This window comes from Streptomyces sp. NPDC001890 (genome assembly GCF_042891445.1).
Classification (GTDB): Bacteria; Actinomycetota; Actinomycetes; order Streptomycetales; family Streptomycetaceae; genus Streptomyces.
Genome location: NZ_JBIATE010000004.1, coordinates 103,179 through 116,583 on the forward strand (window position 1 = coordinate 103,179; position 13,405 = coordinate 116,583).

A 13,405-nucleotide genomic window follows, 5' to 3' on the forward strand; every position below is an offset into this window, starting at 1 on the left:
ATTAACCCATCGCCGCACAGGGCGATGCACCGGAGCGATGCACGGAACCGCTCACCACCCATTTCTGCTTTCGCCGGAGGGCACAGCCATGTCCCAGTTCACGCAGCCGCCGCAGTCCCCGCAGCCCCAGCAGCCGTACGCCCCGGGCCAGACGCCGGGCATGCGCCCGGCCCGCAACGGACTGGGCATCGCCGCCCTCATCCTGGGCGTCATCGGCGCCGTGTCCGGCCTGATCCCGTTCCTGTTCTGGCTGGCGGGCATCCTCGGCCTCATCGCCCTCATCCTGGGCCTGGCCGGCCGGGGCCGGGCGAAGCGCGGCGAGGCCACCAACAAGGGAATGGCGACTTTCGGCGCCGTACTCGGTCTGATCTCGCTGATCCTCGCGGTGGTGGGCGCGGTGATCACGTTCAAGGCCGTGGACGACGCCGTGAACGACCTCAACAAGGCGGTCTCCGACACGACGGCCTCCGCGAAGCCGAAGCCCGGCGACGACGGCGCCAAGGGCGGGGCCGCGGACAAGAAGGGCGACGCGGACAAGAAGAAGGAGACCGGCGAGGCGCTGGAGGCCGGTGATTCGGCCGTGTACGACGACGATCTGACGGTCACGGTCGGCGACGCCACCTCGTACACCCCGGACGCGTACGCCGCCGGACACACCAAGGGCCAGAAGGCCTACCGGGTCGCCGTCGTCATCGAGAACGCGGGCAAGGAGAAGTTCGACGCCGCGCTCGTCAGCGTCTCGGCGCGGGCCGGCCAGGACGGCGTGGACGCCGAGCAGATCTTCGACAACAAGGTCGGCACGGGCTTCAGCGGCACGGTCCTGCCGGGCAAGAAGGTCACGGTCCAGTTCGCCTTCGACACCCCGGCGGACGCCAAGAACCTGACGGTCGAGGTCAACCCCGGCTTTACGTACGACGCCTCGCAGTGGGACCTGAAGCTCTGACCGTCCTTCCGAGACCGGAGCCGACACCATGCGTCTTCCCGCCCGCGCCTCGGCAGCCGCCCTGAGTGCCGCGACCGCCCTCACCCTCGCGACGGCCTGCAACATGCTCCCGGACGAGGCACCCGACGACACCGCCCCCTACGCCGGGCTGACCGCCCCCGAGGTCACCAACAAGGCCCTCGCGGCGACCCGCGCCGCCAAGTCGCTGCGCATGACGGTGCGGACGACGACGCCCGAGGGCCCGGTGGAGGCGTACGTGGCGACGGACGTCAGGGGCGAGTGCACGGTCACCCTCTCCATGGGCGCGGCGGGCACGATGGAGCTGGCACGGACGGGCGGCAAGGTCCGCACCCGCTCCGACGCCGCGATGCTGCGGTCGGCCTCCCCGCCACAGGCCAAGAGCCTCACCGGCCACTGGGTGAGGCCCGCCACCTCCGACCGGTACGCGAAGCTGGCCGAACGCTACTGCGACCGGGAGACGTTCCTCGGCCGCCTCGCGCCGAGGACCGGAACGGCCCGCAAGAAATGGACGAGCGCACCCGGCTCCGGCACCCCCGCCCTGACCGTCACCGGCGAGACGGACGCCGGGAAGTGGACGGCGGACATCGCCACCGAGGGCAAACCCTTCCTGCTCAAGCTGAACCTGCCCCCGTCACACCCGCAGGGCACACCGGAACACGACACCGCCCGCACCGCCCCCGCCGCAGTCGCATTCTCCGAATTCGACAAGCCGTTCAAGGCAACCAGCCCGAAGACCTGAACTCCCGCCCCCCTGAACGCCCCGGACCACAGAACCCGCCCCACCCCAGGGCGGGTTTCCGTGCACCCTGGACTCCCTGGTCACCCGCCGCACTGCGCCAGCATCGCCGCCTTGTCGGCGGTGGTGACCGGCAGTCCGTACTTCAGGGACACCTGCGCGAACCGCACCGCGTACGAGCAGCGGACCGGCTTGTACGGCGGCAGCCAGGAGGCCGGCCCCGAGTCGCGCTTGGCGTTGTTGGCCGGCCCGTCCACCGGGATGAGGTTGAGCGGATCGTTGGCGATCTGCTGCCGCTTGGCCTCGTTCCAGCGCGAGGCACCCATCTGCCAGTCGTACGAGAGCGGCATCACATGGTCGATCTGGACCTTGGTGGCCTGCTGCTTGCGCCAGTCGATGGTCGAGCCGGTGTACGGGTCCTTGAGCGTCATCGACACGACCACACAGTCCGAACCGGACCGGAACTTCAGGTCCTTGCCGTCCCTGGCGAGGAGGTCGTTGCGGGTGTCGCAGCCGTTCCTCGCGAGCGGTATCCCGTCGACCGAGTCCTTCCACGCGTAGCCGAACTCGTCCCGCGCGTACCCGGTCTTCGGCCCCCGTCCCCTGGTCGCCACCTTCTCGATGACCTTCCGCCCGGCCGCCCGGTCCGCCTCGGACGTGAGCGGCGCGAGCCCCGGCTTCGTACCGTCGGCGTTGTCGAGCGGACTGGCCCCGAATCCGGTGACGGCCCGCCCGCCGCCCTCCCCCTCGGAGCGCGAAGGCTGCTCGGGGTCGCAGCCGGCCAGGGCCAGCACCGCCGCCGCGCCGAGGGCGGGCAGCATCACTCGATAAGCGCGGGGAGATATCACTCGGAACCGTCCTGACGGGGAGAAAGCCGAACCCGGGAATCCTACGAAGCCCTTCTCCCGGCGAGCATGCACATGCCGATGGGCCAGGCAATTGCGACCTGAATCACACATCGACCGAGCCGCCCGGCCGCCGACCGCTGGCACGCCGGACCGCCGGGGCACTTAACGTACATCCATGTATGTTACGTAGACGTATGATTCCTCCACAGGCACTCCTCCGCCCCCGGAAGGTCAGACGCATGGGCTTCTACGGCCGTCAACGCACGCTCGCCGACCTGGAGCGCCGCACACTGCGCATCCGGGAGTCCGGGACGGGACAGCTGCTCGCCGTACGCGGCCGTCGGCAGGTGGGGAAATCCCGGCTCTTCACACGCTTCGTCGAGCAGTCGGGACTGCCATACCTCTACTTCTCCGCGGTGAAGAACGCACCGCCCGCCACTCAGCTCCAGGCCCTCACCGCCGAGCTGCACACCTCGACGACCCCGCTCGCCGACGCCGATTCCCTCTTCTCCGCTCCCCCCGGCGACTGGCGGGACACACTGGGCAGGATCGCCGTCGCCTGCCGCAGCACCCCGTCCGTCGTCGTCATCGACGAGTTCCCGTGGGCCGCAGCGGCGGATCCGACCCTGGAGGGACAGCTCCAGAACGCCTGGGACCGCCAACTGGAGAACACCCCCGTTCTCTTTGTATTGATCGGCTCCGATGTCGGAATGATGGAGCGGCTCACCGAGCACGACAGGCCGCTCTACGGCCGGGCCAGGAGCACCACCGTCGCCCCCTTCGACCCCGCCGAATGCGCCGAGGCCCTGGGCGGCGGAGGGGACCCGCTGGCCGCTTTCGACACCGTGCTCATCACCGGGGGTTACCCACGCCTCGTGCTGGACCGCGCCCGCGCGCGCAGCACCCGGGCGTTCGTGCACGAACAGCTCGGTGACGAGAACAGCGATCTGGCCGTCATGGGGCAGCGGTCCCTCGACGCCGAATTCCCCGACGCACAGCAGGCGCGACGCGTCCTGTCCGCGATGGGGGGTGCCGACATCGGAGTCAGCACCTTCAGCCAAGTCGTCGGAAGACTTCCCGAGGAAGGGGGTACGGCGCACACAGCGGTCACCAGGGCCATAAAGGTGCTCGCCGACAAAGGGGTGGTCAGCGTCGACGTACCGGTGGGTGCGCCCACCAACAGCAGGCTGCGGCGCTACCGCATCGACGACCCGTACCTGCGCTTCTGGTTCCGCTTCGTCGAGGAACAGCAGGCCCACATCGCCCGCGGCCGGCCGGACATCGCCCGCGCCGCCTTCGACCGGGGCTGGCCGAGCTGGCGGGGCCGCGCCGTCGAGCCACTCGTCCAGGAGGCGGTGTACCGGCTGAGTCCGGAACTGCCGGGGCTGGCGGGCGCCGGGCGGGTGGGGAGCTGGTGGAACCGTGACAACAGCCAGGAGTACGACATCGTCGTGCCCGCCGCCTCGGGGAAGCGCACACTGCTCCTCGGTTCGGTCAAGTGGCGTGAGGCCAAGCGCTTCAGCGACCGCGACCTCTCCCACCTCGCCGAGGCCCGGACCGTCGTACCGGGCGCGTCGGCGGCCCCGCTGCTGGCGGTGTGCCCGGCAGGGGTCGAGGACGGCGTGCACCCGGACCTGACCCTCACCCCTGCGGATCTGCTGGCCGCCTGGGGCGCGTGAGAGGTGCGGGCGGTGTCCCCGCTCCGGCCCCTCCGCGCACCCGCACACCGTCCGGTCACCCGTACCGCTCACACCTTCCCGATCCCCAGCGTCGTCTCGGACGGCAGCATCCCGGAACCGATCGCCGCCACCCAGAGCGGCCCCAGCAGCTCGACGAGCCGCTCCCGCTCCACCTCCCCGAGCACCCGCCACGGCTCCGCCGCCGCCTCGTCCGTACGCCGCTCGACCCCGGCGCGCAACGCCCGCCCGGCCTCGGTCGCCGCACCGTCCCCATCCAACAGCCCCCGCTCCACGAGCCGTTGCCGGGCCGCCCGCCACTCCGCCTCGCCCCATCCCCGGCTCGCGAACACCTCCGGCCGCGCCGCCCCGACGGCGGCGAAGGAGACCAGCGACTCGACCGGGTCGAGCCCCGCCTCGACGAGCGCCGCGAGATGACCGTCGCCCCGGTGCTCACGCAGGACCGTCGCCGCCTGCCAGAGCACGAGGTGCGGCTCCTTGGGCCAGGGCAGGGCCGCGTTGGCCGCGGCGAGCGGCCGGCCGACGGCGTCCACGGCCTCCGCGACGCGCCGCACCAGTGCGGCGGCTTCGCCCAACTCCGCACCGTCGACCACGTCTCCCAGCAGCTTCCGGTAGGTACGGTCGACCGCCCGGGTCCGGGCCGCGAGCACCGCACCGGGCGAGGCGACGGACCAGACGGCGGGCACGTACTCGCTCACCATCGCCGGACTGAAGCTGTAGAACGCGTCGGCCACCCGCCCCGCATCGGCCTCCCCGAGCGGCGCCGCGCGCCAGGCGAAGTAGCCGGGCCACCGCTCGTCGGTCCGGTATCCGAGCGCGGCGGCCTCCGCGACGGCCTCCGGCGCGTAGTACAGAACAGCGTGCAACGGCTCCAGCAGATGCCACATCCGTCGCACTCGCCCCAGTTCCTCGGACATGTCTCCGCCCTCCACGACGTCACCCATCTAGCCACTGACTAGATATCGAGATCCCCAGACTGCCGCCCTACGCTCGAACTTGTCAACGACTAGATTCCGCGTAATCTCCTGCCCATGACCAGCGAGCGCACCTACCACCACGGCGACCTGCGGCGGGCCGTCCTCACCGCCGCACTCGACGTCATCCGCACCGAGGGGCCCGGCGCACTGAGCCTGCGCGACCTGGCACGCCGGGCCGGTGTCTCCCACGCGGCCCCCGCTCACCACTTCAAGGACCGCACGGGCCTGCTCACCGCCATCGCGACGGAGGGGTACGAGCGGTTCGCCGACGCCTTGGCCGACGCCCCGGACCTGCGAGAACGAGGCGTGCGATACGTACGGTTCGCCACCGAACACCCGGCGCACTTCCAGGTGATGTTCCAGCCGGACCTCTACCGCACCGACGACCCCGGCCTGCTCGCCGCGAAGGACCGCGCCTCGGCCGAGCTGCGCGCGGGCGTCAACGGCCTCTCCCCCGCCGGGCGCGGCGACGACGCCCGCCTCGCGGGTGTGGCCGCCTGGTCGCTGGCCCACGGCTTCGCCACGCTGCTGCTGAGCGGCAACCTGGAGGGGGCGGTGGGCGGCCGGGACCCGGAGGCGGTGTTCCGGTCGGTCACGGAGTTGTTGTTCGCGCCGACGGATGAGCGGCCGGCGGATGAGCGGTCGGCGTCGGGCGGGCCGGAACGGGGTGGCGCGTGAGCCACTCCTGGAACTCGCGGTGCCGGAACTGGTAGGCGGCACCGGTCACCCGGATCAGGCCCACCGTCCGGAACCACTCCAGGAAACGGCTCAGACGGAACGGAAGGCGGCGGCAGTTGACCAGCAGCCGGTTCAAGCGGCTGCCACTTCGTTCGCCCCACGAAGGAGCCTCGGCCCCGCCGGACATCCGACGGGGCCGAGGCAGCAGACGTTCCGGGACTACGAACCCAGGATCGTGGTCAGGAACTCCCCCGTCCACGCCAGCAGTTCGCGCCCCACGACCGGCTTGCCGCCCACCCTCGCGGTGGTGGGGCGGGGGACCAGGATCTGGTGGACGGCCGGCTTGATGACCGTCTTCGGGTACAGGCGCTTGAGGCGCAGCTCCTGCGATTCGCGCAGCTCGACCGGGGCGAACCGGATGTTCGGGCCCTGGAGGACGATCTCGCCGACGCCGCAGGCTCGGGCCAGCATGCGCAGGCCGGCGACCAGGAGGAGGTTCTCGACCGGCTCGGGCAGCTTGCCGTAGCGGTCGGTGAGTTCCTCGCGGACGGCCCTGATGTCGTCCTCGGTGTTGGCGGAGGCGATGGCGCGGTACGCCTGGAGGCGCAGCCGCTCGCCGGGGGCGTAGTCGTGGGGGACGTGGGCGTCGACCGGGAGCTCGATCTTGACCTCCAGCGGCGGCTCCTCCTCCACACCGCCTTCGAGGGAGGCCCGGTAGTCGGCGACCGCCTCGCCCACCATGCGTACGTACAGGTCGAAGCCGACGCCCGCGATGTGGCCGGACTGCTCGCCGCCCAGGAGGTTTCCGGCGCCCCGGATCTCCAGGTCCTTCATCGCCACGTACATGCCCGCACCCATCTCGGTGTGCTGGGCGATCGTGGCGAGGCGCTCGTGGGCCGTCTCGGTGAGCGGCTTCTCCGGGGGGTAGAGGAAGTACGCGTAGCCGCGCTCGCGGCCACGGCCGACACGGCCGCGCAGCTGGTGGAGCTGGGAGAGGCCGAAGTTGTCGCCGCGCTCCACGATCAGGGTGTTGGCGTTGGAGATGTCGATGCCGGACTCGACGATCGTCGTGGAGACCAGGACGTCGAACTTCTTCTCCCAGAAGTCCACCACCACCTGCTCCAGGGCCTGTTCGGACATCTGGCCGTGGGCCGTCGCGATCCGGGCCTCCGGGACGATCTCACGGAGGCGGGCGGCGGCGCGGTCGATCGACTCGACCCGGTTGTGGATGTAGAACGCCTGCCCCTCGCGGAGCAGTTCACGGCGGATGGCCGCGCCGATCTGCTTCTCCTCGTACGGGCCGACGAAGGTGAGGACCGGGTGGCGCTCCTCGGGCGGCGTGGTGATCGTCGACATCTCGCGGATGCCGGTCACGGCCATTTCGAGCGTACGGGGGATGGGCGTCGCGGACATGGTGAGGACGTCCACGTTGGCGCGGAGCTTCTTCAGCTGCTCCTTGTGCTCGACGCCGAAGCGCTGCTCCTCGTCGACGATGACCAGGCCCAGGTCCTTGAACCTGGTCTCGGAGGAGAACAGGCGGTGGGTGCCGATGACCAGGTCGACGGAGCCCTCGCGGAGCCCTTCGAGGGTCGCCTTGGAGTCGGACTCGGACTGGAAGCGGCTGAGCGCGCGCACGTTGACGGGGAACTGGGAGTAGCGCTCGGTGAACGTGCCGTAGTGCTGCTGGACCAGGAGGGTCGTGGGTACGAGGACGGCGACCTGCTTGCCGTCCTGGACCGCCTTGAACGCCGCCCGGACCGCGATCTCCGTCTTGCCGTAGCCGACGTCGCCGCAGATCAGCCGGTCCATCGGGACGGACTTCTCCATGTCCTCCTTGACCTCGGCGATGGTGGAGAGCTGGTCGGGCGTCTCCGCGTACGGGAAGGCGTCCTCCAGCTCGCGCTGCCAGGGCGTGTCGGGGCCGAAGGTGTGGCCGGGGGCCGCCATCCGGGCCGAGTACAGCTTGATCAGGTCGGCGGCGATCTCCTTGACGGCCTTCTTGGCGCGCGCCTTGGTCTTCGTCCAGTCGGCGCCGCCGAGCCGGTGCAGGGTGGGCGCCTCGCCGCCGACGTACTTGGTGACCTGTTCCAGCTGGTCGGTCGGGATGTACAGGCGGTCGCCGGGCTGGCCGCGCTTGGCGGGGGCGTACTCGACGAGGAGGTACTCGCGGGTGGCGCCCTGCACGGTGCGCTGCACCATCTCGATGTAGCGGCCCACGCCGTGCTGTTCGTGGACGATGTAGTCGCCGGTCTCCAGCGTCAGCGGGTCGATCGTCTTGCGGCGGCGGGCCGGCATCCGGCCCAGGTCCTTGGTGGCGGTGCGCTGGCCGGTGAGGTCCGTCTCGGTGAGCACGGCGAGCTTCAGCGCCGGGTCGACGAAGCCGTGGTCGATCGCGCCGCAGGAGACGTGGACGACGGACGGGGAGATCTCCGCCAGGTCCGGGTCGAGGCGGGCGGCGATGCCCTCGCCGCTCAGCACCTCGACGGTGCGGGAGGCGAGGCCCTGGCCCTCGGTGACGTACACCGTGCGCCAGCCGTCGGCGATCCAGCCCTTGGTGTCGGCGAGCGCGCGGGCGGTGTCGCCGCGGTACGACTCCGGGGCGTGCATCGTGAACTTGAGGGTGTCCTCGTCGAGCTCGTCGTCGGCGGCGAACGGGGAGACCGACCACCACATCATCCCCAGCTCTCGGGCCCGGTCCCGGACGTCCGCGATGCCCCACAACGAGGCCGCGCCCACGTCGATCGGGGCCTCGCCGCCGCCCGCGGTGGCCGCCCAGGACGCCTGGAGGAACTCCTGGCTGGTGGCGACCAGGTCGGCGGCCCTGGTACGGACCCGCTCCGGGTCGCAGACCAGCGCCATCGAGCCCTTCGGCAACACGTCGAGCAGCAGCTCCATGTCGTCGACCAGGACCGGGGCGAGGGACTCCATGCCCTCCACCGCGATCCCCTCGGCGATCTTGTTGAGGAGTTCGCCCAGCTCGGGGTGGGCCTCGGCGAGCGCGGCGGCCCGCTCCCGCACCTCGTCGGTGAGCAGCAGCTCGCGGCAGGGCGGCGCCCACAGGCCGTGCTCGGCGATCTCCAGCGACCGCTGGTCGGCGATCTTGAAGTACCGGATCTCCTCGACGTCGTCGCCCCAGAACTCCACCCGAAGGGGGTGCTCCTCGGTCGGCGGGAACACGTCCAGGATGCCGCCGCGTACGGCGAACTCGCCGCGCTTCTCGACCAGTTCGACCCGGGAGTACGCGGCCGCCGCCAGTGCCTCGACCGTCTTGCCGAGATCGGCGCTCTCGCCGATGCGCAGCGCCACGGGTTCCAGGTCGCCGAGCCCCTTGACCTGCGGCTGGAGCACGGAACGGATCGGCGCGACGACGACCGAGACCGGCCCGGTCTCCGGGTCGTCCGCCCTCGGGTGCGCCAGGCGGCGCAGCACGGCGAGGCGGCGGCCCACGGTGTCCGAGCGGGGCGAGAGCCGCTCGTGCGGCAGGGTCTCCCAGGACGGGAACTCGGCGATCGTGTCCGGCGGCAGCAGGGTGCGCAGCGCGGCCGCCAGGTCCTCGGCCTCCCGGCCGGTCGCGGTGACGGCGAGCACGGTCCGCCCGGTCTCGCGGGCCAGTGCGGCGACGGCGAAGGGGCGGGCGGCGGGCGGGCCGACGAGGTCGACGTGCATCCGGTGGCCGTCGCCGGCGGCCTTCACCGCCTCGGCGAGTGCCGGGTCACGTACGACGACATCCAGCAGACCGTGCAGGCTCATGAAGGGCTTCCGTCCGGGTAACTAGGGCGAGGTCCGGCAGCCGGCTGCTGCCAGGGCGACAGCTGGGTGCTGCCGGCGACACGAAGAGCAACGCGCAGGGCAACGCGAAGCGCCCGACACGTCGCACGTACCGGGGGTTTCCCAGCGTACGACTCCGGTGTGACAGCCGCGCCCGCAATCCGGCCCGGCGGGGTGTTCGGACGCGGCTGCCACGGCGGGGCGTCCCGAGCTGCGTCCCGGGCACACGAATCCGGCCCCGGGGTGTTTGGAGGAACACCCCGGGGCCGGATCAGGTCATCCTACGTCGGCCGCCGCCCGCGCTAATCGGTGGCGATCGCGTTCAGGACATTCATCCGGCCCGCCCGGAACGCCGGGACCAGGGCCGCGAACAGTCCGACGAAGGCCGAGGCGACGAAGACCGTGAGGATCGTCGGCCACGGGATCTCCAGGACGCCGAGGCCCTCCAGGGCCAGCAGCTTCTGGGCCGCCGTGCCCCAGCCCATGCCGAGGCCGAGGCCGAGCAGGGCTCCGAAGACCGCGATGACCACCGACTCCAGGCGGATCATCCGGCGCAGCTGGCGGCGGGAGAGACCGATGGCGCGCATCAGGCCGATCTCCCGGGTGCGTTCGACCACCGACAGGGCCAGGGTGTTCACCACACCGAGCACGGCGACGATGATCGCGAGCGCCAGCAGGCCGTAGACGATGTTCAGCAGCTGGCCGATCTGGTCCTTGAGCTGCTGCTTGAAGTCGGCCTGGTTCTTCACCTCGTACTGCGGGTACTTGGCGAGGGCGTCCTTGAGGCCGGCGTACGCCTCCTTCTCCTTGCCGTCCGCCGCCTTCGCGAACATGATCATGTTCTGCGGCAGGGTGTCGGCGGGGACGTAGCGCTCGGCGGTCGCGATGTTGATGTACATCGCGCCCTTGTCGATGTTGACGTCGTCCGAGGTGATCGCGGCGACCTTCAGCTTCGCGGTCTCGCCGCCCTTGAACGCGACGGTGATCCGGTCACCGACCTCGATGTGGTGCTCGGTGGCGTACGTCTCGCCGACCGACATGGCGTCCTTGCCGTACGCGGCGGCCAGCTCGCCGGAGACCGTCTCGCGGCGGACGTCGTCCTTGTACGTGGGGTCGGCGGCGACCAGGCCCTCGCGCTCGGTGGAGCCGTCGGGGGCGGTGAGCGAGGCGCTGACGTTCTTGTACGAGGTGACGTGATCGATGTCCCCCGCCGCCCGGACGGCCTTCGCCGCCTGGTCGACGATCAGCCCGCCGCCGTCACCGGACGGCTGGATGATGAAGTCGGCGCCCACCGACTTGTCGAGTTCCTCGGTGGCCGAGGCGACCATGGAGGAGCCGACGACCGAGAGGCAGGCGACCAGGGCGAGGCCGACCATCAGGGCTGCGCCGGTGGCACCGGTGCGGCGCGGGTTGCGCAGGGCGTTGCGCTCGGCGAGCCGTCCCACGGGGCCGAACATCCGCAGCATGACCGCGCTCAGCACCCGGACCACGAGGCCGGCCAGCAGCGGGCCGATCACGATGAAGCCGATGAGGGTGAGGAGCACGCCCGCACCGAGCATGAGCGAGCCCTCGGCCGACTCGTCGGCCCTCGTCGCGGCGAGGAGCGCGGCGCCGCCGGCCAGCGTGAGGACCAGGCCGATCGCGGCCCGGACCCGGCCAGCGCGGCCGTCCGCCGGGGTTCCGGCCTCGCGCAGGGCGGCCATCGGGGAGACCTTCCCGGCCCGGCGGGCGGGGAAGTACGCGGCGACGACGGTGACGACGATGCCGAGCACCAGACCGACCACGGGGGTCGTCCAGGCGATGGTGAGGTCCCCGGTGGAGAGTTCCATGCCCATGGCGCCCATGAGCTTCATCAGGCCGACGGCGAGGCCGACGCCCGCGCCGACGCCGAGGAGCGAGCCGACGACGCCGAGGAACAGCGCCTCGATCAGCACGGACCGGTTGACCTGCTTGCGGCTGGAGCCGATGGCCCGCATCAGGCCGATCTCGCGGGTGCGCTGGGCGACCAGCATCGAGAAGGTGTTGACGATCAGGAAGATGCCGACGAGCAGGGCGATCCCGGCGAAGCCGAGCATCGCGTACTTCATGACGTCGAGGAAGGAGCCCATCGAGTCCTTGTTGGCCGCCGCCGCCTGCTCCTGCGTCTGGAGCTTGTACGCGGAGGTGTCGCCGAGCGCCGTGGCGACGTTCTTCTTCAGCTGCTCGTCGGAGACGCCCGCTTCGGCGGTGACGGAGATCATGCTGAAGACGTCGGGCGCGCCGAGCAGCTTCGTCTGGGCGGTGGCGGTGTCGAAGTAGACGACCGCGGCGCCGGGGTTGGTGACCTTGAAGGCGGCGATGCCGGTGATCGTGGACCTGATGTCGCCGTCCGCGGTGATGGTGCGCAGTTCGTCGCCGAGCTTCAGGTGGTGCTTCTCGGCGGTGTCGGCGTCGATCATCACCTCGGTCGGGCCGCGCGGTGCGTGGCCGGAGGAGATCTCCATCGAACGGAGGTCGTTCCTCGTCCAGTTGCCCGCGATCGTCGGGGCGCCCGAGGTGGGGCCCAGGTTCTTGTCGTGGCTGTCGACGACGGTGACGGACATGCTGGAGACCGCGCCCTCGGCCGCCTTCGCGCCGGTGGCCTTCGCGGCCTTCCCGACGGCGGACGCGGGGACCGTGACCGGCTTGCCGTTCTCCGGGATCCCGTTGTTCTCCTCGGGGTCCTTCGGGGCGACCGTGACATCGGCCGCGGTCGCGGCGAAGAGCTTGTCGAAGGTGGTGTTCATGGTGTCGGTGAAGACGAGCGTGCCGCACACGAACGCCACCGAGAGCAGGACGGCCACGGCGGAGAGCGCCATGCGTCCCTTGTGGGCGAAGAAGTTCCGCCGCGATGTCTTCCAGACGGTCATGACGTCCGCCCGCGCGAGTCGAAGTCCTTCATGCGGTCGAGGACCTGGTCGGCCGTCGGGTTGTGCATCTCGTCGACGATGCGTCCGTCGGCGAGGTAGAGGACCCGGTCCGCGTAGGAGGCGGCCACCGGGTCGTGGGTGACCATGACGATGGTCTGGCCCAGCTCGTCGACCGACCTGCGCAGGAAGCTCAGCACCTCGGCGCCGGCCCGGGAGTCCAGGTTCCCGGTGGGCTCGTCGCCGAAGATGATCTCCGGGCGGGCGGCGAGCGCCCTGGCCACCGCGACGCGCTGCTGCTGGCCGCCGGAGAGCTCGGTCGGCCGGTGCTTCAGCCGCTCGGCGAGACCGACGGTCTCCACGACCTGCCGCAGCCAGGCGGCGTCGGGCCTGCGGCCCGCGATGTCCATCGGCAGCGTGATGTTCTCCAGCGCGTTGAGCGTGGGGAGCAGGTTGAACGCCTGGAAGATGAAGCCGATCCGGTCCCGGCGGAGCTGGGTGAGCTTCTTGTCCTTGAGCCCGGTGATCTCGGTCTCGTCGAGGAAGATCTGCCCCGAGCTCACGGTGTCCAGGCCGGCCAGGCAGTGCATCAGGGTCGACTTGCCGGAGCCGGACGGGCCCATGATCGCGGTGAACTGCCCGCGGGCGATGTCCACGTCGACGTGGTCGAGCGCGACGACCCGGGTCTCGCCCGCCCCGTACGCCTTGACGACCTGCCGCGCCCTCGCGGCGACGGCCGTACGCCCTCCAGTGTCCCCGTGCCTGGGAATGGTCACAGCCGTTGTCACGGTTTATCTCCTATGTCGGTCATCAATCGAGATGCGTCGGTGCGCATACAAATTCTGGTGTCGG

9 protein-coding genes are annotated in these 13,405 nt (G+C 71.0%); 4 read left to right on the forward strand and 5 right to left on the reverse strand.

Going from position 1 to position 13,405, the window contains the following annotated elements; translation table 11 throughout:
• Positions 1–88 precede the first annotated feature (88 nt).
• Together ACFYY1_RS15010 and ACFYY1_RS15015 are read left to right on the forward strand one after the other, a co-directional pair.
• The gene (locus ACFYY1_RS15010) at positions 89–943 is read left to right on the forward strand and encodes a DUF4190 domain-containing protein (protein ID WP_388584910.1); all 855 of its coding nucleotides are present in this window, start codon (positions 89–91) and stop codon (positions 941–943) included.
• A 28-nt stretch (positions 944–971) separates the two neighbouring features.
• Positions 972–1,703 carry a hypothetical protein gene (locus tag ACFYY1_RS15015; protein WP_388584911.1) on the forward strand — a complete coding sequence of 244 codons (732 nt, stop codon included), beginning with the start codon at positions 972–974 and terminating at the stop codon, positions 1,701–1,703.
• Positions 1,704–1,783: 80 nt separating this feature from the next.
• On the opposite strand, the gene ACFYY1_RS15020 is transcribed toward ACFYY1_RS15015, so the two are convergent.
• Positions 1,784–2,521, reverse strand: coding sequence for an HNH endonuclease family protein (locus ACFYY1_RS15020; RefSeq protein ID WP_388585507.1), 738 nt, complete (start codon positions 2,519–2,521; stop codon positions 1,784–1,786).
• 266 nt (positions 2,522–2,787) lie between these two features.
• Between ACFYY1_RS15020 and ACFYY1_RS15025 the strand changes: the two genes are divergently transcribed.
• Positions 2,788–4,227, forward strand: a complete 1,440-nt coding sequence (locus ACFYY1_RS15025) for an ATP-binding protein (RefSeq protein WP_388584914.1) — start codon at positions 2,788–2,790, stop codon at positions 4,225–4,227.
• A gap of 68 nt (positions 4,228–4,295) precedes the next feature.
• Here the strand turns inward: ACFYY1_RS15025 and ACFYY1_RS15030 are convergent, their stop codons facing one another.
• Entirely contained in the window at positions 4,296–5,162 is an 867-nt protein-coding gene (locus ACFYY1_RS15030; protein WP_388585509.1) for a hypothetical protein, read from the reverse strand.
• A gap of 114 nt (positions 5,163–5,276) precedes the next feature.
• Here ACFYY1_RS15030 and ACFYY1_RS15035 point away from each other — a divergent pair, with 114 nt between their 5' ends.
• Complete coding sequence (locus ACFYY1_RS15035) at positions 5,277–5,900, forward strand: TetR/AcrR family transcriptional regulator (protein WP_388584916.1); 624 nt, start codon at positions 5,277–5,279, stop codon at positions 5,898–5,900.
• 219 nt (positions 5,901–6,119) lie between these two features.
• Here the strand turns inward: ACFYY1_RS15035 and mfd are convergent, their stop codons facing one another.
• The 3 genes from mfd to ACFYY1_RS15050 form a co-directional block, all read right to left on the reverse strand.
• Positions 6,120–9,650, reverse strand: coding sequence for a transcription-repair coupling factor (gene mfd, locus ACFYY1_RS15040; RefSeq protein WP_388584918.1), 3,531 nt, complete (start codon positions 9,648–9,650; stop codon positions 6,120–6,122).
• A 320-nt stretch (positions 9,651–9,970) separates the two neighbouring features.
• Complete coding sequence (locus ACFYY1_RS15045; protein ID WP_388584921.1) at positions 9,971–12,556, reverse strand: FtsX-like permease family protein; 2,586 nt, start codon at positions 12,554–12,556, stop codon at positions 9,971–9,973.
• Positions 12,553–13,341 carry an ABC transporter ATP-binding protein gene (locus ACFYY1_RS15050; protein WP_388584923.1) on the reverse strand — a complete coding sequence of 263 codons (789 nt, stop codon included), beginning with the start codon at positions 13,339–13,341 and terminating at the stop codon, positions 12,553–12,555. Before ACFYY1_RS15050 ends, ACFYY1_RS15045 begins: the two co-directional genes overlap by 4 nt.
• Positions 13,342–13,405 lie beyond the last annotated feature (64 nt).